Here is an 18459-nt window from a genome sequence, read left to right on the forward strand (position 1 = left end):
TCGTCGACGGCGACCACACCGACGTGGAGGACCCGTGACCCATCCCGGCGCCCATGCCGCACAGAACCCGGACAAGATCGCCGCGATCCTCGCCGAGACGGGCGAGCGGGTGACCTACGCGGAGCTGGAGGAGCGCTCGGTCCGGCTCGCGAACGTCCTGCGGGAGGCCGGCCTGCGTCCCGGCGACGTCGTCGCCCTGCTGAGCGAGAACAACCTGCGGGTCTTCGAGGTCTACTGGGCCGCGATGCGCTCGGGGCTCTACGTCACCGCGATCAACCACAACCTCGTCGCCGAGGAGGCGGGCTACATCGTCGCCGACTCCGGGGCGGCCGCGCTCGTCGTCTCGGCGGGCAAGGCCGAGGTCGCGAAGGCGGTACTGGCCACCGGCGTCCGGCCCGGGCTGCTCCTGTCCTACGACGGCCCGGTCGACGGCTTCGGCTCCTACGAGGAGGCGCTGGCCGCGGCGTCGGACGTCGCACCGGCCGAGCAGCCGCACGGCGCCCCGATGCTCTACTCGTCGGGCACGACCGGGCGCCCGAAGGGCGTGCGCCCGCCGTTGCCGCCGGTGCCCTTCACCGAGATCGGGGACCCGCTGGTCGGCCTGATCGGTCAGGCGTTCGGCGTCGGCCCGGAGACCGTCTACCTCACCCCGGCCCCGGTCTACCACGCCGCGCCGCTGCGCTGGTGCGGCGCCGTGCACGCGCACGGCGGGACCGTGGTGATGCTGCGCCGTTTCGACGCGGCCGCCGCATTGGACGCGATCGCCCGGCACCGCGTCACCCACGCCCAGTTCGTGCCGACGATGTTCGTCCGCATGCTGCACCTGCCGCAGGAGCAGCGGGACGCGGCCGACGTCTCCTCGCTGCGGGTGGCCGTGCACGCGGCGGCGCCGTGCCCGGTCGACGTCAAGCAGGCGATGATCGACTGGTGGGGTCCGATCCTGGTCGAGTACTACGCCGGCACCGAGGGCAACGGCCTCACGATGACCGACAGCGCGACCTGGCTGACGAAGCCGGGCACCGTCGGCAGGCCGCTGCTGGGTGTCCTGCACATCTGCGACGACGACGGTCGCGAGCTGCCCACCGGCGAGATCGGCACGGTCTACGTCGAGCGCGAGACCGTGCCCTTCGAGTACCACAACGACCCGGAGAAGACGAAGGCCGCGCAGCACCCCGAGCACGAGACCTGGACGACGCTCGGCGACATCGGCTACGTCGACGGGGACGGCTTCCTGTTCCTCACCGACCGCAAGTCGTTCATGATCATCTCTGGCGGGGTGAACATCTACCCGCAGGAGACCGAGAACGCCCTCGCCCTGCACCCGGCCGTGCACGACGTCGCCGTGATCGGGCTGCCGGACCCGGAGATGGGGGAGCGGGTCACCGCGTTCGTGCAGCCACGGCCCGGCGTCGCGACCGGCCCGGAGCTGGAGCAGGAGATCATCGCGTTCGTGAAGTCGCGGATCGCCGGGTACAAGTCCCCGCGCAGCGTCCGGTTCGTCGACGACCTGCCGCGCACCGAGACCGGCAAGCTCGTCAAGGGCGAGCTGCGCGCCCGCTACGCGACCACCTGAGCGGGCCCGCTCCACCGCAGAGGTGGGATCAGGGGCGCAGCGAGTAGAGGATCATCGACTGGGCGACGGCGATGGTCCGGTCGATCTCGCCGCGCTCCGGGTCCCACCACTCCACGGTCCAGTTCAGCGAGCCCAGGATCAGCATCCGGCCGATGACCGGGTCGACGTCCGGGCGCAGCTGCCCGGCGGCGCGCAGGTCCTCGATCAGTCCACGCCAGATCTCCTGGTACTCCGCCATCTGCACCATCGCCCGTGCGGACAGGTGCTCGGGGAGCTGGTTGGCGTTGCGGACGACGGCCCGCGCGTAGTCCGAGAGCTGCAGCTCGTGGCGGAGCTGGGCCTCGACCGCGGCGGCGAGCCGGTCCGCCGGAGGCGTGCCGGCGGGCAGCGCCTCCAGGACGGCGATCAGGTGCTCGCGCATCGACGCGGCCCCGGTCGCCACCACGTCCTCGATCAGGTCCTCGCGGGACGAGTAGTAGTAGTAGATGGCCGGTGCCTGGATCTTCGCGACCTGCGCGATGTCCGACAGCCGGGTCCCCGCGAAGCCCTTCTGGCTCAGCACCTGTGCCGCGGCGTCCAGTAGTCGTGCCCGGGTGCGAGCGGACTTGCTGTCGGTGCTGTCGGTGCCGTCCGGCTCGGACGGTGCGACCGCGTTCGTCTTCCGTGCCACCGGTGAAGGATAGTCCGAGCCGATCCCGCCGGCCGGGATCGGCGCACCCGGCCGGTGCCGCCGACGGCTGGTGGCCCGGCCGCCGGTGACCCGCTCAGCCGCGGTGGCGGGCGGCGATGTCCCGCCCGACGATCTCCTTCATGATCTCGGTCGTGCCGCCGTAGATGGTCTGGATGCGGCCGTCGGCGAAGGCGCGGGCCACCGGGTGCTCGAGCATGAAGCCGTAGCCGCCGTGCAGCTGCACGCACCGGTCGGTGATCCGCTTCTGCAGCTCGGTCAGGTACCACTTGCCCTTCGCGGCCTCGACCGGCGTCAGCTCGCCCCGGTTGAACGCCAGCACCGCGCGGTCGGTCCAGGACTCGGCGACCTCGAGTTCGGTCTCCATCTCGGCCAGCACGAACCGCGAGTTCTGGAAGTCGCCGATGGCCTGCCCGAACGCCTGGCGTTCGAAGCAGTAGCGGACGGTGTGCTCGTAGACCGCCCGCGCCGCGGTGACCGCGGAGGCGATCAGGCCGAGCCGCTCCTGCGGGAGGTGGCTCATGAGGTGCATCAGGCCGTGGCCCTCGGTCCCGATCAGGTTCTCGCCGGGAAGTCGGACCGAGTCGAAGAACAGCTCGCCGGTGTCCTGGGCGTGCAGGCCCACCTTCTCCAGACGGCGCCCGCGCCGGAAGCCGTCCATGTCCCGCTCGACGACGAACAGGCTGAACCCGCGCGAGCCCGCCGCCGGGTCGGTGCGCGCGGCGACGATCACGAAGTCGGCCGACAGGGCGCTGGAGATGAAGGTCTTGGAGCCGTCGAGCACCCAGCCGTCGCCGTCGCGGCGGGCCGAGGTGCGGATGCCCTGCAGGTCCGAGCCGGTGCCGGGCTCGGTCATCGCCAGCGCGCCGAGCATCTCGCCGCGGGCGAACGGGACCAGCCAGCGTTTCTTCTGCTCGTCGGTGGTGAGGTCGAGCAGGTAGGCCAGCACCAGGTCGTCCTGCAGGCCCAGGGTCATCCCGAAGGAGGTCGCGCCGACCCGCGCGACCTCCTCGTTCACCACCATCCGGTACCGGTAGTCGGTCTCGCCCGCGCCGCCGAACTCCTCCGGCACGGAGAGCGCGTAGACGCCCTGCTCGGCGGCGGTGCGGAACACCGCCGGGTCGATGGCGTGCGCGCGCTCCCAGTCCAGGTAGTGCGGCTCGACCTCACGGGCCAGGAACTCGCGCACGGTGGCGCGGTACCGCTCGTGGTCGTCGGTGTAGAGCTCGCGTCGCACGAGGACTCCTCAGGTGGTCAGGGCCGGAGCGGCCCCGGTGTCGGCCGGGGTGCTCCGACGGGTGATCAGCGGGGGGAACATGACGGCGAACCAGGCCACGAACACCGCGACCGGGACCCAGAAGCTGAAGACGCCGTTCCAGGCCAGCGGGCCGGAGTGGAACAGCGGGATGAACGTCGCCGGGATGAGCAGCAGGGCGACCCAGATGTTCACATAGGCGACCCAGCGCGGGTAGATCGGCCGCTGCGAGCGGTCGCGCAGGATGATCGCGGCGATCAGCAGGTACTGCACCGTGAACGGCGCGACCGGCATGAACGTCATGGTGAAGCCGACGTCGTGCAGCAGCTGGGCGTAGCCGGTGTCGCCGCCGGTGATCCGGTACGGCACGAGCGAGAGCAGCACGAAGTTCAGCGAGAAGAACACCGTGCCGAGTACGCCGATGCAGGCCTGGCCGAGGTTCAACGCGAGGTCGCCGCTGCGCCGAAGCGCCACGAACACCGCGAGCGTGGCGGGGGCGTAGAGGACCCCGCCCCAGACGCAGGTGATCATGGCCAGCTGCTTGAGGGTGGTGTCGGTGCCCCAGAACCGCAGCAGCTCCGCACCGGCCAGCGTCGGCGGTGGCGGCGGGAAGAACCCCGCCGTCAGCCAGCCGACGAGCACCAGCAGGATCGAGAGCGGTCCGGCCCAGCCGAGGATCCGCAGACCGCGATCGTCGTCCATGGCGATCCGGCCCCCTTCCGTGGGATGCCCGGACGATGTCCGGGCGTAATCTAATATAGGTTAATCGGAAGAGACCACGGACTCGCCCCGCTGTCAACGGCCGTGGTCCCGGACCCGACCCGGCACGGACCGGCCACGGAGGAGTGGGTATGACCGAGACCAGCGGCGGTGCCGCCGCCGTGGTGGCGCCCGCGGCGGACCCGTCCCGGGCGCGACACGTTCCCGGCGAGCCGGGACTGTGGGTCCTGGTCCTGGGGGACATGAGCGTCTTCGTCGTCTTCTTCGCCACCTACCTGGTGGTCCGCAGTGGCGACCCGGTGGGATTCGATGTGGCCCAGGCCCGTCTGGACCCGGTGCCGGGCGTGGTGAACACGCTCGTGCTGCTGCTCAGCTCCCTGCTCGTGGTGCGTGCGGTGCAGGCCCTGCGGGCCGGGCGCTCCCGCCGGGCGACGGTGCTGCTCGGCGGGGCGATGGCCTGTGCCGTGATGTTCTCGGTGATCAAGGCTCTGGAGTGGGGCGCGAAGTTCGGAGCGGGGATCACTCCGACCACCCACGAGTTCTTCATGTACTTCTTCGTCCTGACCGGGCTGCACTGGCTGCACGTCCTCGCCGGGCTGGTGGCGCTGGTGCTGATGACCGCGGCGTGCCGCCGCCCGGACCGGCTGCCCGGCCGGCTGCCGCTGTTCGAGGGCGCCGCGTGCTTCTGGCACATGGTCGACCTGCTCTGGATCGTGCTTTTCCCGCTGCTCTACCTGGTGAGGTGACCATGTCGTCGATCGCGTCGAGCACGCCGGTCCGGCGGGACCGGGTCACCGTGGTGTGGGCGGTGCTGGTGGCCGTCACGACCGTGTCGTGGGTCCTCGGGACCGGACCGGTCTCGGGGACCGCGGCCTCGGTCGTCGTGCTCGTGCTGGCGTTGTTCAAGGTCCGCCTGGTCGGGCTGTACTTCATGGAGCTGCGGGACGCCCCGGTCGTGCTGCGGCTGTTGTTCGAGGGCTACTGCGTCGCCGCATGCACCGTCCTCGCCGGAATCGTCGCGCTGAGCTGAGGAGAGACGACATGACCGACCTGCGACGCGTGCAGCTGCTGTGCGCCTGGGCCGGCCCGGCGACGCTGGTCGTGGCGCTGGGCGGCTGGGCGCTGGCCGGGATCCTCCCGCTGCCACCCGGGCCCACCGACGGCCTCGCCGAGATCGTGGCCTTCTACGGCTCGCCGACGACCCGGGCCGGGCTGGTCGTGACCTCGGTCGGGATGTGCCTGCCCGCGCCGTTGCTGGCGGCGATCTCGGTGCAGCTGCTGCGGATGGAGGGGCGGGTGCCGATCCTGTCGTTCCTGCAGCTCCTCCTGGGTGCGGTCACGGTAGTGCTGCTGCTCGTGCCGATGTTGCTGCTGGGTGTCGCCGGGCTGCGCGCCGACCGCTCGCCGGAGCTGGTGCAGCTGCTGCACGACACGGCCTGGCTGCTCTTCCTCACCCCGGTCGCGCCGTTCGCCCTGCAGAACGTCACGATCGGTCTCGCCGTCCTCGGTGACCGCTCGGGAGTGCAGGTCTTCCCGCGGTGGAGCGCCTACGCGAACTTCTGGGCGGCGTTCCTGTTCTGCCCCGCCGTGCTCGCCTTCTTCTTCCTCCGCGGCCCGTTCGCCTGGAACGGCGTCTTCGTCTTCTGGCTCGGCACCGTCGTCTACGGGGCCTGGCTGTTCGGCATGTTCCTGCTCGTCCGCCGGGCCGTGCTCACCGACCCGACCGGTGTCGGGACGCCCGCCCCGGTCGCGACGGCGCCCGCGTCGTGACCGCGGACCTTCCCGACTTCCTCCTCCCGGCCGGTGCCCCACCGGCCCGGGCCGCCGCCCCGGCGCCCGCCGAGGCGCCGCGGGCGGACGGCCACGTGCCCGGTGAGGCGGGGCTCTGGGTGTTCCTGCTCGGCGACATGACGCTGTTCGGCGCGTTCTTCGTGGCCTTCGTCGTGCAGGGTCGCGCCGACCCGTCCGGGTTCGCCGACGGCGCGGCCGCACTGGGCACGACGACCGGCGGCGTCAACACGCTGGTCCTGCTGACGAGCTCGCTGCTCGTCGCCTACGCGGTGCGCGCGGTCCGGGAGGGACGGTCCGGCGTCGCCCGCGTCCTGCTGACGGGCACCGTCGCCTGTGGTGTGGGCTTCGCCGTCCTCAAGACCGGCGAGTACGCCGCCGAGGTCGCCGCGGGGAACACCCCGACCACATCGCTGCTGTTCACCTACTGGTTCGTGCTGACCGGGATCCACCTGTTCCACGTGGCGGTCGGGCTGGTGCTGCTCGGCGTCCTGTGGTGGCGGCTGCGCGCGGGGACCGCAGGCCGGGTGCGCACGACCGAGGGCGCCGCGGCCTACTGGCACATGGTCGACCTGCTGTGGCTCGTGCTGTTCGCCCTGCTCTACCTGGGTTTCCCACGATGAGCGCCGTGCGACCGGCACTCGTGTGGGCCGGGCTGGTCGTGGTGACCCTGCTGTCCTGGTGGGCGGGGGCGCACCACCCGGCAGGCGGTGACGGCGCCCGTGTCGTGTTCGCCCTCGTCCTGGTGGTGGCGTTCGGCAAGGCCTGGGTCGTCGGACGGGAGTTCATGGAGCTCCGGCACGCACCGGTGGCGCTGCGCCGCACCTTCGACGCCTGGGTGCTGGTGTTCGGCCTCGCGCTCGGACTGCTCGTCCTTCTCTGATCCATTCCCGGTGAATCGCCACTAGGTAGGTGGCGGGAGGGTGTCGCGTCCGTGTGGGACGACGCCGGTGTCGGCGCGGCCCCCGGTCGAGCCCTCCGCCGTGTCGTCCGTCGCCGTGGGCCGCGGTCCCGGCCGCAGTTCGGCACAAGGGCTCTGAACTGCGGGAACGTGCCCTCTCCCGGCGTGGGGCCCGGGATGTCCGGGTCCGCTCCGCCGGACCGGCGACCCGTCGCGCGACACCGTCGGGTGAACACGCGGCCGCACGGAAAAACCTCCGCGACCCCCGTAACCACGGAATCTAATCCTCGCTTGAGAAGTCAGGACTAGGCCGGACCGATGACGGAGGTCACTCGATGACGAGGACGCGTACCGCCCCCACGGGGACTCCCCACGGGGCGACGACGGGAGGCCGCCGGTGAGCGGCACCCGGGCGCCGTCGCTGCGGGGGATCGTGCAGACGACCGGCAGCTTCACCGCGTTCGTCCTCGACACCGCCCGCACGGTGACCAAGCGGCCGTTCCCGCTGGGGGAGTTCCTGTCCCAGACGCGGTTCATCGCCTCGGTGTCCCTCGCGCCGGCGATCATGGTGACGATCCCGTTCGTCGGCGTCGTCATCCTGCTGATCAACCAGCTGCTCGCCGAGATCGGCGCGCTGGACGTGGCGGGCGCGGTGACCGGCCTCGCGGTGCTCCGCCAGATCGGACCGGTCGCCGCGGTGCTCGTCACCGCCGGTGCCGGCGCCACCGCGATCGCGGCGGACCTGGGAGCCCGCAAGATCCGCGACGAGATCGACGCCATGAACGTGATGGGCATCGACCCGCTGCACCGGCTCGTGATGCCCCGCGTGCTGGCCTCGGCGGTGGTCGCCCTCTGCCTCAACGCGGTGATCACCGTGGTCGGGGAGATCGTGGCCTACGTGGTGTCGGTCGGGCTGCAGGGCGCCTCGGCCGGGCAGTTCGTCGCGACGCTGACGCTGCTCACCGACGAGGGCGACTTCCTGGTCAGCTCGTTCAAGGCGCTGCTGTTCGGCACCCTGGCCGGTCTCGTCGCCTCCTACCGCGGGCTCAAGACCGAGGGCGGCCCGAAGGGCGTCGGCCAGGCCGTCACCGAGACCGTCGTCATCTCCTTCGTCCTGCTCTTCATCATCAACGCCCTGCTGACCGCGGTCGACATCCAGCTGAAGCTGGAAAGGATCTGAGGACCCGCCTGTGAACACATCCGAAGGCTCCGCCCTGCGGCGCGCCGTGGACCGCCCCCGGGCCGGCCTGCGCGTCGTCGGGGAGCAGGTCGAGTTCTACCTGAAGGCCTACGCCGGCATCCCGGTCGTGGTCCGCCGCTACCTCGGCGAGGTGCTGCGCCAGCTCACCGCCATCAGCTTCGGCACCGGCGCGCTGGTCCTGATCGGCGGCAGCGTCGTCGTGTCGATCCTGACCGCGAGCGCGGGCGCGATCGTCGGCCTCCAGGGCTACGAGGCCCTGAACGCCGTGGGCACCGACGCCCTGACCGGCTTCCTCGCCAGCTACATCAACATCCGGCTGGCCGCCCCGCTGATCGGCGGGGTCGCCCTGGTCTCCACCATCGGTGCCGCGTTCACCGCCGAGATCGGCGCCCAGCGGATCAGCGAGGAGATCGACGCGATCGAGGTCATGGCGGTCCCCGCCGTGCCCTACCTGGTCACGACCCGGATCCTGGCCGGCACGATCGCGATCGTCCCGCTCTACGCACTGGCCCTGATCGCCTGCTTCGCCACCACCCAGCTGATCGTGGTGCTCGGCTACGGCCAGTCGGTCGGCACCTACGACCACTACTTCTCCACCTTCCTGGTCCCGACCGACGTGCTCACCTCGGTCCTGCAGGTCACCCTGATCGCCTTCGTGGTGATGTCGATCCACGCCTTCTACGGCTTCACCGCCTCCGGCGGCCCCGCCGGGGTGGGAGCCGCGGTCGGGCGCGCGGTCCGGCTGTCGCTGATCGCGGTCATGGTGACGGCGCTGGTGACCGCGGTCCTGCTCTACGCGGACCCCGAGACCCTCCACCTCTCCCGATGAGCGGGGCGGAGACACGGCACGAGGTCCGCGGCCTCGCCGCGATCGGGGTGCTGCTGCTGTGCGCCGCGCTCGTGGTGGCGTCCTACCTGGACGTCTTCACCCCGGGTGTGCCCGCCACCGTTCGCACCGACCGGGCCGGTCTGCTGATGCAGCCCGACGCCGACGTCGCGCTGCGCGACGTGCGGGTCGGGCGCGTCTCGGCCGTGGAGCCGGACGGGAACGGCGGCGCGGTGGTCAGCCTCGCGATCGACCCGTCCAAGCTGGACCTCATCCCGGGCGACGTGACCGCGCAGATCATCTCGCCGACGGTGTTCGGCCCCAAGTACGTCGACCTCGTCCCGCCGGCCTCGCCGTCGACGGCGACCCTGGCCGCCGGTGCCGTCGTCCCGGCCGCCGCGGTGCAGACCGAGGCCAACCTCGTCTTCGACAACCTGAACCGGCTGCTCACCACGATCGACCCGGCGAAGGTCAACACTGCGTTGGGCGCCCTGTCGACCTCGCTCAACGGCCGCGGCGACAAGCTCGGCGCCACGCTGGTGTCGTTCAACTCGTACCTGGAGCGGATCAACCCGTCGCTGCCCGCGCTGCAGCGCGACCTGCAGGCCGCCGCGCCGGTGCTCGACACCTACGCCGACGTGAGCCCGCAGCTGCTCGACCTGGTCCGCAACGTCACGACCACCGGGGGCACCATCGTCGAGAAGCAGGCGGGGATCGACGCCACGCTCGCGTCGCTGTCGATGTTCGCGACCGACGTCTCCGGCGTGCTGGAGGCCAACACCGACGGCCTCGACCGGACCCTGGAGACCCTCCGCCCGACCACCGAGGTGCTCGGCCGCTACGCGCCGACCTTCCCCTGCACCTTCGACAGCCTCAACCACCTGCAGAAGCTGCTGCTGCCCACCTTCGGCGGCGCCCAGCCGGGCCTGCGCTCGCTCACCACGTTCCAGCCCGGCGAGCAGGGCTACACCCCCGAGAACGCGCCGGTCCTCGGCATCGACCAGCCGAACTGCGGCAGCGGGATCCCCGCGCCGGGCACGTTCCCGCGGCACGCCTTCCACTCCGACGGCTCCCCGCGTCTGGACACCCGCGACGCGCCGGTGCAGGTCCGCGACACCCCGCTCGCCGTCCTGATCGGCGGCGACGAGCTCGGCCCGACCATCCAGGAGCGCCTCGGCGGGGCCCCGGGTGCGCTCGGTGCGCCCACCGTCCCTGCCGACCCGACCGGGGAAGGAGGAGGCCGATGAGCGGCATCCGGGGCAACCTCGTCCGAGTCGTCGTCTTCGCCGTGGTCGCGGCCCTGTGCGCGGCGTTCGTCGTCGTCGCCTACGGCTCGGTCCGGTTCGGCGAGACGGCCCGCTACACCGCCGAGTTCGTCGACGCCTCCGGCCTGAAGGCCAAGGACGACGTCCGGGTGGCCGGCGTGACCGTCGGTCGTGTCGAGTCCGTCGACGTCGGCGCCGACAACCTCGCGCGGGTCGGGTTCTCGCTGCGCTCCGACGTGCCCGTCGAGCAGGCGTCGGAGGGCGCGGTCCGCTACAAGAACCTGCTCGGGCAGCGCTACCTGGAGCTGCTGCGGGCCGCGCAGCCGACCCCGCAGCTGGCCGACGGTGGCGTGATCCCGGCGTCCCGGACCCGTCCCGCGATCGACCTCGACGAGCTCTACAACGGCTTCACACCGCTGTTCGAGGGCCTCCAGCCGGCGCAGGTCAACCAGCTCGCCGAGTCGCTGATCTCGGTGCTGCAGGGGCAGGGCGGCTCCGTCCGCACGCTGCTCGGCCAGATCGGCACGCTGACCGGCACCCTCGCCGACCGCGACCGCGTCATCGGCGAGGTCGTCACCAACCTCAACGGCGTGCTCGGCACGCTCGACGCGCGCAAGGACAACGTGCACGAGCTGGTCACCCAACTGCAGACGCTGGTCAGCGGGCTCGCCGCCGACCGCGGCTCGATCGGGCGGTCGCTGGAGCGCGCCGACCACCTGGCCGGCACCGTCGAGAGCCTGGTCCGCGAGGCCCGGCCCGACGTCGCCGGCACCGTGCACGAGCTCGACCGCCTGACCCGGCTGGTCAACGACGACTCCGACCGGCTCAACGTCTACTTCCAGTAGCTGCCCGGCTACTACCAGCTGCTCGGCCGCGCCGGGATCTACCAGCAGGGCTTCCAGTTCTATCTCTGCGGCGTGCAGGTCCGCCTCGACCCCGGCGTCGGCCCGCCGATCATGACCGACACCATCGCGAGCCAGGAGGCGAGATGCCAGTTCTGACCCGCCGCCGCTTCGAGGAGATGAACCTCCTGCGGATCGGGGCCGTCGCGCTGGTGATCGCGGTGGTCGCGACCGTCACCGCGCTGAACTCCGGCTACCTCTACCGCCAGCTCACCTCCGGCACCTACTCCGCGCTGTTCTCCGAGGCCGCGGGCCTCAAGACCGGCGACGAGGTCCGGCTGGCCGGCGTCGTCGTCGGCAAGGTCGACTCCGTCGAGCTCGCCGGCAAGGCCGTCGACGTGGGGTTCACCGTCTTCGACGGCAGCACCCTCGGCGAGTCCATCGGCGCGTCGATCAAGACGGCGACGGTGCTGGGCGCGAAGTTCCTCGAGGTCCGCCCGTCGGGGCCGGGACGGCTGGACGACGGGGCGCAGATCCCGCTCGACCGGACGTCCGCGCCCTACGACGTCCAGCAGCTGCTGGACACCCTCACCCGCAAGACCGAGGACCTCGACGTCCCCCGCGTCGCGGAGTCCCTGAACACGGTCGCCGACACCTTCGCCGACACCCCGCCGGAGCTGCGCTCGGCGCTGGAGGGGCTGGGCAGGCTGTCACAGACGATCTCCTCGCGGGACGCGGAGCTGCAGGAACTGCTCTCGCACACCGCGAGCGTCTCCGGTGTCCTCGCCGAGCGGAGCAGCTCCGTCACCACGCTCGTCTCGGACGGGAACCTGCTGCTCGAGGAGCTGCGGGCCCGTCGCGAGGTGATCCGGTCGCTGCTGCTGAACGTCACCGGCGCCGTCCAGGAGATCGAGGGGCTCGCCCGCGACAACCAGCAGCAGCTGCGCCCGATGCTCGAGGAGCTGGAGAAGACCCTCGACCTGCTGCGGGCCAACGACCGCAACCTCGCCGCCGCGATCACCGGTCTGGACACCTACGCCGGCAGCCTCGGCGAGGCGATCTCCAGCGGACCGTGGTTCTTCGCCCTCGTGCCGAACCTGGTGCCGACGGGCCTGGCCCAGCAGAACCTGCCCTCGGTGCTCGACCAGCTGACCCCCGTCTCCCCGGCCGTCGGCCCGGCACCGGGTACCCCGCAGGGAGGCGGGAACTGATGGCCCTCGTGACCCGCAACCGCGTGCTGCTGCTCGTGGTGGTCCTCGTCGTCGCGGCCGGTGCGGCCGCCTGGGCGCTGGCGAGCCCCGGTACCCGCACCGTCACCGCGTACTTCGACCAGACCGTGAACCTCTATCCGCACGACGAGGTCCGCGTCCTCGGCGTGCAGGTCGGCACCATCGACTCGGTGGAACCGCGGCCGGACGCGGTGAAGGTCGTCATGAGCTACGACGCCGACGTCCCGCTCCCGGCAGACGCGACCGCGGCGATCATCTCCCCGACCCTGGTGGGCGTCCGGTACGTGCAGCTCGGACCGCCCTACGACGGCGGCCCGCAGCTCGCCGACGACGCCGAGATCCCCCGCGAGCGCACGGTCGCCCCGGTCGAGTTCGACCGGATCAAGACCGAGGTCGCCGGGCTGGCGAAGGCGCTCGCGCCGCAGTCCGCCGAGACCGAGGGAGCGCTGAACCGGCTCCTCGACACGACCTCGGCGAACCTGCAGGGTCAGGGCCCGCTGATCCGCGACACCATCCGGAAGCTCTCCGACGCGGCGTCGACGCTGGCGAACGGACGCGAGGACATCTTCGCCACCGTCCGGAACCTGCAGACCTTCGTCACCGCGCTCAAGGACGCCGACGCCCAGGTCCAGCGCTTCCAGAGCCAGCTCGCGGACGTGTCCGGGATCCTCGCCGACAACCGCGACGCGCTGGCGAGGGTGCTGGAGAGCCTCGACCGGGCCGCGCCCGTCGTGCAGCGCTTCGTCGCCGACAACCGTGAGCAGCTCACCGAGGACCTGCGCAAGGCCGACGACGTCGTCCGCACCGTGTCGCAGAACCGGCAGGCACTGGGCGACATCCTGCAGAAGGCGCCGTTCCTGGTGTCGAACTTCGCCAACTTCATCGACGAGAAGACCGGCGCGGTCACCGCGAACGTCGCCGTGACCAACCTGCGCAGCCCGGCCGCGTTCGTCTGCGACGCGGCGGCCGCCGTCGCGCCGTCCCGCGAGGCCGACCCGGCCGCGGCCTACGCCTGCCGGGCCGGCCTGGGTCCGCTGCTCGACCTCGCCCGGGTCGACTCGCCGCCGGTGGCGGTCAACCCGCTGCAGTACGGCGACCCGTCGGCCCCGGCGCTCCCGTCCGTCCCGTCGCTGGGAGGCAACTGATGACGCGCCGAGCCGCGCGCACCGCCCGGATGGTGGCGGCCCTGGCGACCGTCGCCGTCGCGACGAGCGCCTGCGGGTTCTCCAGCCTGGGCGAGTTGCCCCTCCCGCTGCGTGCCGGGACGGGCCCGGACGCCTACCAGGTCACCGTGGAGATGGAGCAGGTCGCGAACCTCGTCCCGAACGCGGAGGTCATGGTCGCCGACGTGCCCGTCGGGTCGGTCGTGCGCACCGAGGTGAAGGACTGGAAGGCGGTCCTCACCGTCAGCCTGGACAAGGCCGCCGTGCTGCCGGCCAACGCCGTCGCCCGGGTCGCGCAGAAGAGCCTGCTCGGCGCCGAGTACCTGGAGCTGGCCCCGCCGGACGGGGCTGCCCCCGAGGGCCGCCTCACCGACGGCGCCGTGATCGGGCTCGACCGGTCCGGGCGCTACCCCGAGACCGAGGAGCTCCTCGGGGCGTTGTCGGTCGTGCTCAACGGGAGCGGGCTGCAGCAGGTCCGCACGATCACCACCGAGCTCAACCGGGTGTTCGACGGTCGCCAGGACGACCTGCGCTCCCTCGTGGGGAACCTGGAGCGGTTCGTCGGCGGGCTCGACGCCCAGCGCGACGACATCGTCCGCGCCCTCGACGCGGTGAACCGGCTCGGCGGCACGCTGAACGCCGACAACGCCACCCTCGCCCGCGGCATCGACACGATCCCCGGGGCGCTCAAGGTGCTCAACGAGGACCGGGAGAACCTGGTCCGCACCCTGGAGCAGGTGCAGCGGCTCGACTCGGCGGTCGGGACGTTGTCCGACCGGTCCACGGAGGACCTGCTGGCGAACCTGCGGCAGATCCGGCCCGCCGTCGCCCGGCTGGCCGACGCGGGCACCGACCTCACCCAGGGCATCGAGCTGCTGCTCACCTTCCCGTTCCCCGCGTCGACCGCGTTCCCGGGGATGTTCAAGGGCGACTACGGCAACCTGTTCCTGACCCTGGACCTCACCCCGGAGGTCCTGCGGCGCAACCTGCTCGACGGCTTCCAGCTGCCCGGCCCGGACGGGCCCGGCGTGCTGGCCGTCCCGCCGCTGGGCGCCCCGCCGGCCCTGACGGCGCCACTGGCCCCGTTCCAGGACCTCACGAAGCCGCTCGACGGCGTGCTGCCGCTGCCGGGCGCCGACCGGCCCGCGGACCCGCCGGACGGGTCCGGGTCCGGGTCCGACGGCATCCTCGGTGGACTCCTGGGAGGTGGCCGATGAGGGCCTCGTCGGTGCGGATCTCCCGCACGACCGCACGTAAGCTGATCGCCTTCCTGGTGATCGCCGCGATCGCCGTGGGCTGGGGCGCCGTCACCTACCTCAACGTCCCGCGCATGCTGGGCATCGGCCGGAACTCGGTCACCGTCCAGCTCCCCGCAGGCGCCGGCCTCTACGTCAACGGCGTGGTGAGCCTGCGCGGGGTGACCGTCGGCCAGGTCGACGCGGTGCGGCTGACCCGCGACGGTGTCGAGGCCGACGTCCAGGTGCTCGACGACCACCCGATCCCGGTGGACTCCGCGGTCGAGGTCCGCAGCATCTCCGCGGTCGGCGAGCAGTACATCAACTTCGAGCCGCGCACGACCGGTGGCCCGTTCCTGACCGACGGCGCGGTCGTCCCGGTGCAGCAGGTCTCCCTCCCGACGACGACCGGCGAGCTGCTCGCGCAGGCCAACGCGCTCGCCGCGTCGGTGCCGGGGCAGAAGCTGAACACCACGGTCGCCGAGCTCGGCGAGGCGTTCGCCGGTGGCGGCGAGGACCTCGGCCGCCTGATCGACTCCTTCGACCTGCTGACCCGGGAGGCGACCGCCAACCTCGACCCGACGGTGACGCTGATCGATGACCTCGACCCGGTCCTCGCCACCCAGAACGCGACCTCCGGCGACATCCGCACCTACGTCGCGAACCTGGCGTCGTTCACCGGGCGGCTGACCGAGGCAGACCCCGCGCTGCGCGGCACCCTCGACCGCTTCCCGCCCGCGCTCGACGAGGTGGCCGGGTTCGTGAAGCAGATCGGGGACCCGCTCCCGGACCTGCTGAACAACCTGACCTCGGTCGGCGAGGTGGCCCGCGTCTACGTCCCGCACCTGGAACAGACGCTGACCCTGCTGCCGTCGACCTTCGACGCCTCGATCGGCGCGGTCAGCGGCTCGCCCGTCCCGGGCACGATCATGATCAACCTGCAGACGCAGGTGAACGACCCGGCGCCCTGTGTCGACGGGTTCATCGTCGACCGGCGGCCGCCGACCGACGTGACACCGGCCCGCCCGGGCACCGGGGTGCGCTGCACCGACCCGGACCCGCTCAAGGCGGCCCGCGGCGGGAAGGCCTACCTCTGCCCGCCGGGCTCGCCGATCCCCGACGGCCGCGGCCCCGACGCCGCGTCGTGCGGGTTCCGGTTCCAGAGCCCGGAGGAGGCGGCCGCCGCCCGCGAGGCCGCGGTCGCGACCATGCTGGACGTGGCGGGCACCCAGTCCGACCGCGCCGCGGACAACCCGCTGCGGCCGGGCAACCTGCCGACCACCGGTGACGGGAACACGAACCCGGAGGAGAATCAGCCGTTCTCGCCGGGGGAGGAGGGCTACACCCCCTCCGACGCCGCGTCGCTGGACGGCGTCCTCCTCGCCCCCGGCAGCAACACCCCGATCGTCGACGGGAACAGGGTCCGGTCGTCGAACCGCGGGTGGCAGGCCATCGTGCTCGACCCGCTGGGGGTGGAGGGATGAGCCGCCCCCGGTTCCTGCCGCTGCGGTCGCTCGCCCTGCCGATCGGGCTGGGCGTGGTCGCGCTCCTGCTCGCCGTGCTGGTCACGGTGCTGGCCGTCCGTCTCGGCGGCGGGACCGGCGACGACGAACCGGCACTGGTCGCGGCCCGGCAGACCGCGACCGACCTGCTCACCATCGCCCCGGACACCGCGGACGCGACGCTGCGCCGGCTGGAGGACGCGACGACGGGGGAGTTCCACGAGCAGCTGCGCAGCCGATCGGGGACCTTCGCCGGGACCATCCGCGACGCGAAGGTGAGCTCGACCGGTGAGGTGTCCGCGGCCGGCGTCGCCGAACGCGGACCGGGCCGCGCGGTCGTGCTGGTGTCCGCCGACTCCACGGTGCACAACGCGCAGGTCCCGGACGGCGAGCCCCGCCAGTACCGGATGCGGATGACGGTCGAGCAGGAGGACGGACGATGGCTGGTGTCGAGGCTGGAGTTCGTCCCGTGACCGGCGCGGACACGACGGGCACGGACACCGCGGGCGCGCCGGACACGGACGCCGGGGACGCCCCGGGCCCGGGCACGCGACCGCGCTCACGACGGGGCCTCGTGGTGGGCCTGCTCGTGGTGATCGCGCTGCTCGCCGTGGCCGCCGGGGTGTGCGCGTGGCTGCTCGTCGTGCGGTCGGACGACCAGCGCACCCGCGACGACGTCCAGGCCGCGGCCACGGCCGGCGCCCAGACCCTGCTGTCCTACGACGGACGCAAGCTCGATGCGGCGTCCACCGCCGTCGACGACACCACGACCGGGAACTTCCACGACGACTACCGGCGTCTGTTCGACGAGAAGGTCCGGCCCAACGCGGAACGGCTCGGCGCGCGGACGATCGCCCGGGTCGTCGGGGCCGGATGGGTCGGCTGGTCCGGCTCCGACGCCCAGGTGCTGGTGTTCCTGAACCAGAGCACGACGACGAACGCCGGCGAGCGCGTGGACACCGTCGCGGCGACGCTCACGATGCGGGAGGTGGACGGCCGATGGCTGATCGCCGGACTGGACCAGGTATGACCGACACGGCCACCGACCCCGACACGACCGACCCCGACACGACCGACCCCGCATCGTCGGATCCCGCGCCCACGGGCACCGTCCCGGGCGGTGCGGAGCCGGACGGGGCGGCTCCCGCGGACGCCCCGCGACGGCGCGGGCGGCTCGCCGTGACGGCCGTCGCGCTGCTGGTCGTCGCAGCCGCCGCGGCGGTCCTGTCGGTGCTGGCGTGGCGGGGCACCGCGGGCACCGTCGCCGACCGGGACGAGGCGACCGCCGTCGCGTCGCAGGTCGTGCGGGAGTTCATCGGCATCGACGCCGACAACGCGAGGGGCAGCGTCGACACCATGCTCGCCGTCGCGACCGACCCGTTCCGGACCGAGCTGGGTCGCTTCTCGGAGGTGTTCGGGGCCATCCTGGCGCAGGGGAAGGTCGAGGCCGAGGGAGGGATCGACGCGGTGGGTATCGAGCACATCGACGCCGATACGGCGACCGTGCTGGTCAGCGCCAGCACCACGGTCCGCAACACCGAGGTCCCCGACGGCGCCCCGCGTGACTTCCGGCTGCTGCTCGGGCTGCGCCACGAGGACGGGGCGTGGAAGGTGTCGACCGTGGAGGTGGCCCCGTGACCGAGGACGAGACCGCCGCGGACCGCACCGGTGCCGTCGCCGCGACCGACCCCGGCCCGACCCCCTCGCCCGCCCCGGACACCGCGGAGGCGCGGCCCGGGCGCGGCGCACGGCTGCGGGCCGCAGCAGGGTCCGTCCGGCGTGGCGCAGCGCCCCGTCGCCGGGTGCTCCTGTGGACGACCGCGATGGTGTCCGTGCTGCTGCTGGTGGCCGCGACGGTGCTGTACGCCGCCGTCGTCCGGCCTGCGCAGCAGACCGAACAGGCCCGGGTGGACGGACTGACGGCGGCCCGCACCGGTGTCGAGCAGGTCCTCAGCTACCAGCCGGCGTCGAAGGACGCCGACGTCGCCCGCGCCCGCGGTCTGGTGACCGGCGACTTCGGACGCCAGTTCGACTCGGTGCTCGACTCCGTCGTCCGACCGGCCCTGGACCGCGGGGTGGGGACACGGACCGTCGTCACCCGGGCCGGTGTGGTGTCCGCCGGCGCCGACCGGGTCACCGCCCTGCTCTACTTCACGCAGGAGGCCGCCCGCCCCGGCGAGCCACCGCGCACCACCGCGGGCCGCGCCGAGGTCACGGTCCAGCGGGTCGACGGCCGGTGGCTCGTGTCCGACCTGCGCAACTTCTAGGCGA

General features: G+C 72.5%; 21 protein-coding genes. 18 read left to right on the forward strand and 3 right to left on the reverse strand.

Translation table 11 applies throughout. From position 1 onward, the window contains the following. Window positions 1-34 precede the first annotated feature (34 nt). Window positions 35-1573 (forward strand): acyl-CoA synthetase, encoded by a 1539-nt coding sequence (locus tag KPF47_RS37305; RefSeq protein ID WP_224393049.1) that lies wholly within the window; start codon window positions 35-37, stop codon window positions 1571-1573. A 28-nt stretch (window positions 1574-1601) separates the two neighbouring features. On the opposite strand, the gene KPF47_RS37310 is transcribed toward KPF47_RS37305, so the two are convergent. The 3 genes from KPF47_RS37310 to KPF47_RS37320 form a co-directional block, all read right to left on the reverse strand. Continuing rightward, on the reverse strand, window positions 1602-2243 hold the full coding sequence (locus KPF47_RS37310) for a TetR/AcrR family transcriptional regulator (protein ID WP_224393050.1): 642 nt from the start codon (window positions 2241-2243) through the stop codon (window positions 1602-1604). 94 nt (window positions 2244-2337) lie between these two features. Continuing rightward, the gene (locus tag KPF47_RS37315; RefSeq protein ID WP_224393051.1) at window positions 2338-3498 is read right to left on the reverse strand and encodes an acyl-CoA dehydrogenase family protein; all 1161 of its coding nucleotides are present in this window, start codon (window positions 3496-3498) and stop codon (window positions 2338-2340) included. Window positions 3499-3507: 9 nt separating this feature from the next. Further along, window positions 3508-4218, reverse strand: a complete 711-nt coding sequence (locus tag KPF47_RS37320; RefSeq protein ID WP_224393052.1) for a hypothetical protein — start codon at window positions 4216-4218, stop codon at window positions 3508-3510. A gap of 149 nt (window positions 4219-4367) precedes the next feature. Between KPF47_RS37320 and KPF47_RS37325 the strand changes: the two genes are divergently transcribed. The 17 genes from KPF47_RS37325 (at window position 4368) to KPF47_RS37405 (ending at window position 18455) form a co-directional block, all read left to right on the forward strand. Further along, a complete protein-coding gene (locus KPF47_RS37325) occupies window positions 4368-4982 on the forward strand; it encodes a cytochrome c oxidase subunit 3 (protein ID WP_224393053.1) in 615 nt (204 codons plus the stop codon). A 2-nt stretch (window positions 4983-4984) separates the two neighbouring features. Further along, window positions 4985-5266: a cytochrome C oxidase subunit IV family protein gene (locus KPF47_RS37330; protein ID WP_224393191.1), complete on the forward strand. Its 282-nt coding sequence runs from the start codon at window positions 4985-4987 to the stop codon at window positions 5264-5266. An 11-nt stretch (window positions 5267-5277) separates the two neighbouring features. Next, complete coding sequence (locus KPF47_RS37335) at window positions 5278-6006, forward strand: hypothetical protein (RefSeq protein WP_224393054.1); 729 nt, start codon at window positions 5278-5280, stop codon at window positions 6004-6006. Continuing rightward, on the forward strand, window positions 6003-6647 hold the full coding sequence (locus tag KPF47_RS37340; protein ID WP_224393055.1) for a cytochrome c oxidase subunit 3: 645 nt from the start codon (window positions 6003-6005) through the stop codon (window positions 6645-6647). Before KPF47_RS37335 ends, KPF47_RS37340 begins: the two co-directional genes overlap by 4 nt. Window positions 6648-6652: 5 nt before the next feature. Beyond that, window positions 6653-6907, forward strand: a complete 255-nt coding sequence (locus tag KPF47_RS37345) for a cytochrome C oxidase subunit IV family protein (RefSeq protein ID WP_224393056.1) — start codon at window positions 6653-6655, stop codon at window positions 6905-6907. Between the two features lie 415 nt (window positions 6908-7322). After that, window positions 7323-8105 (forward strand): ABC transporter permease, encoded by a 783-nt coding sequence (locus KPF47_RS37350; protein ID WP_202968228.1) that lies wholly within the window; start codon window positions 7323-7325, stop codon window positions 8103-8105. A gap of 10 nt (window positions 8106-8115) precedes the next feature. Continuing rightward, window positions 8116-8955 carry an ABC transporter permease gene (locus KPF47_RS37355; RefSeq protein ID WP_224393057.1) on the forward strand — a complete coding sequence of 280 codons (840 nt, stop codon included), beginning with the start codon at window positions 8116-8118 and terminating at the stop codon, window positions 8953-8955. Next, on the forward strand, window positions 8952-10199 hold the full coding sequence (locus tag KPF47_RS37360) for an MCE family protein (protein ID WP_224393058.1): 1248 nt from the start codon (window positions 8952-8954) through the stop codon (window positions 10197-10199). The genes KPF47_RS37355 and KPF47_RS37360 overlap by 4 nt, the downstream gene beginning before the upstream one ends. Further along, window positions 10196-11062: an MCE family protein gene (locus KPF47_RS37365; RefSeq protein WP_224393059.1), complete on the forward strand. Its 867-nt coding sequence runs from the start codon at window positions 10196-10198 to the stop codon at window positions 11060-11062. The genes KPF47_RS37360 and KPF47_RS37365 overlap by 4 nt, the downstream gene beginning before the upstream one ends. Window positions 11063-11205: 143 nt before the next feature. Beyond that, window positions 11206-12270, forward strand: coding sequence for an MCE family protein (locus tag KPF47_RS37370; protein ID WP_224393060.1), 1065 nt, complete (start codon window positions 11206-11208; stop codon window positions 12268-12270). Beyond that, window positions 12270-13433 carry an MCE family protein gene (locus tag KPF47_RS37375; protein ID WP_224393061.1) on the forward strand — a complete coding sequence of 388 codons (1164 nt, stop codon included), beginning with the start codon at window positions 12270-12272 and terminating at the stop codon, window positions 13431-13433. Before KPF47_RS37370 ends, KPF47_RS37375 begins: the two co-directional genes overlap by 1 nt. Continuing rightward, window positions 13433-14668 (forward strand): MCE family protein, encoded by a 1236-nt coding sequence (locus KPF47_RS37380; protein ID WP_224393062.1) that lies wholly within the window; start codon window positions 13433-13435, stop codon window positions 14666-14668. Before KPF47_RS37375 ends, KPF47_RS37380 begins: the two co-directional genes overlap by 1 nt. After that, window positions 14665-16170, forward strand: coding sequence for an MCE family protein (locus KPF47_RS37385; RefSeq protein WP_224393063.1), 1506 nt, complete (start codon window positions 14665-14667; stop codon window positions 16168-16170). The genes KPF47_RS37380 and KPF47_RS37385 overlap by 4 nt, the downstream gene beginning before the upstream one ends. After that, a complete protein-coding gene (locus KPF47_RS37390; RefSeq protein ID WP_224393064.1) occupies window positions 16167-16661 on the forward strand; it encodes a hypothetical protein in 495 nt (164 codons plus the stop codon). The genes KPF47_RS37385 and KPF47_RS37390 overlap by 4 nt, the downstream gene beginning before the upstream one ends. After that, window positions 16658-17218, forward strand: a complete 561-nt coding sequence (locus tag KPF47_RS37395) for a hypothetical protein (RefSeq protein ID WP_224393065.1) — start codon at window positions 16658-16660, stop codon at window positions 17216-17218. The genes KPF47_RS37390 and KPF47_RS37395 overlap by 4 nt, the downstream gene beginning before the upstream one ends. Continuing rightward, window positions 17215-17826, forward strand: coding sequence for a hypothetical protein (locus KPF47_RS37400; protein ID WP_224393066.1), 612 nt, complete (start codon window positions 17215-17217; stop codon window positions 17824-17826). The genes KPF47_RS37395 and KPF47_RS37400 overlap by 4 nt, the downstream gene beginning before the upstream one ends. After that, the gene (locus tag KPF47_RS37405; RefSeq protein WP_224393067.1) at window positions 17823-18455 is read left to right on the forward strand and encodes a hypothetical protein; all 633 of its coding nucleotides are present in this window, start codon (window positions 17823-17825) and stop codon (window positions 18453-18455) included. The genes KPF47_RS37400 and KPF47_RS37405 overlap by 4 nt, the downstream gene beginning before the upstream one ends. Window positions 18456-18459 lie beyond the last annotated feature (4 nt).

This window comes from Pseudonocardia sp. ICBG1293 (assembly GCF_020131355.1).
GTDB lineage: Bacteria > Actinomycetota > Actinomycetes > Mycobacteriales > Pseudonocardiaceae > Pseudonocardia.

What these genes read in the sequence shown, in the direction of transcription:
- KPF47_RS37370 (WP_224393060.1), top strand. Translation starts at nt 11,206, where the DNA reads ATGCCAGTTCTGACCCGCCGCCGCTTCGAGGAGATGAACCTCCTGCGG.
- KPF47_RS37360 (WP_224393058.1), top strand. Translation starts at nt 8,952, where the DNA reads ATGAGCGGGGCGGAGACACGGCACGAGGTCCGCGGCCTCGCCGCGATC.
- KPF47_RS37400 (WP_224393066.1), top strand. Translation starts at nt 17,215, where the DNA reads ATGACCGACACGGCCACCGACCCCGACACGACCGACCCCGACACGACC.
- KPF47_RS37380 (WP_224393062.1), top strand. Translation starts at nt 13,433, where the DNA reads ATGACGCGCCGAGCCGCGCGCACCGCCCGGATGGTGGCGGCCCTGGCG.
- KPF47_RS37390 (WP_224393064.1), top strand. Translation starts at nt 16,167, where the DNA reads ATGAGCCGCCCCCGGTTCCTGCCGCTGCGGTCGCTCGCCCTGCCGATC.
- KPF47_RS37375 (WP_224393061.1), top strand. Translation starts at nt 12,270, where the DNA reads ATGGCCCTCGTGACCCGCAACCGCGTGCTGCTGCTCGTGGTGGTCCTC.
- KPF47_RS37365 (WP_224393059.1), top strand. Translation starts at nt 10,196, where the DNA reads ATGAGCGGCATCCGGGGCAACCTCGTCCGAGTCGTCGTCTTCGCCGTG.
- KPF47_RS37385 (WP_224393063.1), top strand. Translation starts at nt 14,665, where the DNA reads ATGAGGGCCTCGTCGGTGCGGATCTCCCGCACGACCGCACGTAAGCTG.
- KPF47_RS37325 (WP_224393053.1), top strand. Translation starts at nt 4,368, where the DNA reads ATGACCGAGACCAGCGGCGGTGCCGCCGCCGTGGTGGCGCCCGCGGCG.
- KPF47_RS37330 (WP_224393191.1), top strand. Translation starts at nt 4,985, where the DNA reads ATGTCGTCGATCGCGTCGAGCACGCCGGTCCGGCGGGACCGGGTCACC.
- KPF47_RS37335 (WP_224393054.1), top strand. Translation starts at nt 5,278, where the DNA reads ATGACCGACCTGCGACGCGTGCAGCTGCTGTGCGCCTGGGCCGGCCCG.
- KPF47_RS37320 (WP_224393052.1), bottom strand. Translation starts at nt 4,218, where the DNA reads ATGGACGACGATCGCGGTCTGCGGATCCTCGGCTGGGCCGGACCGCTC.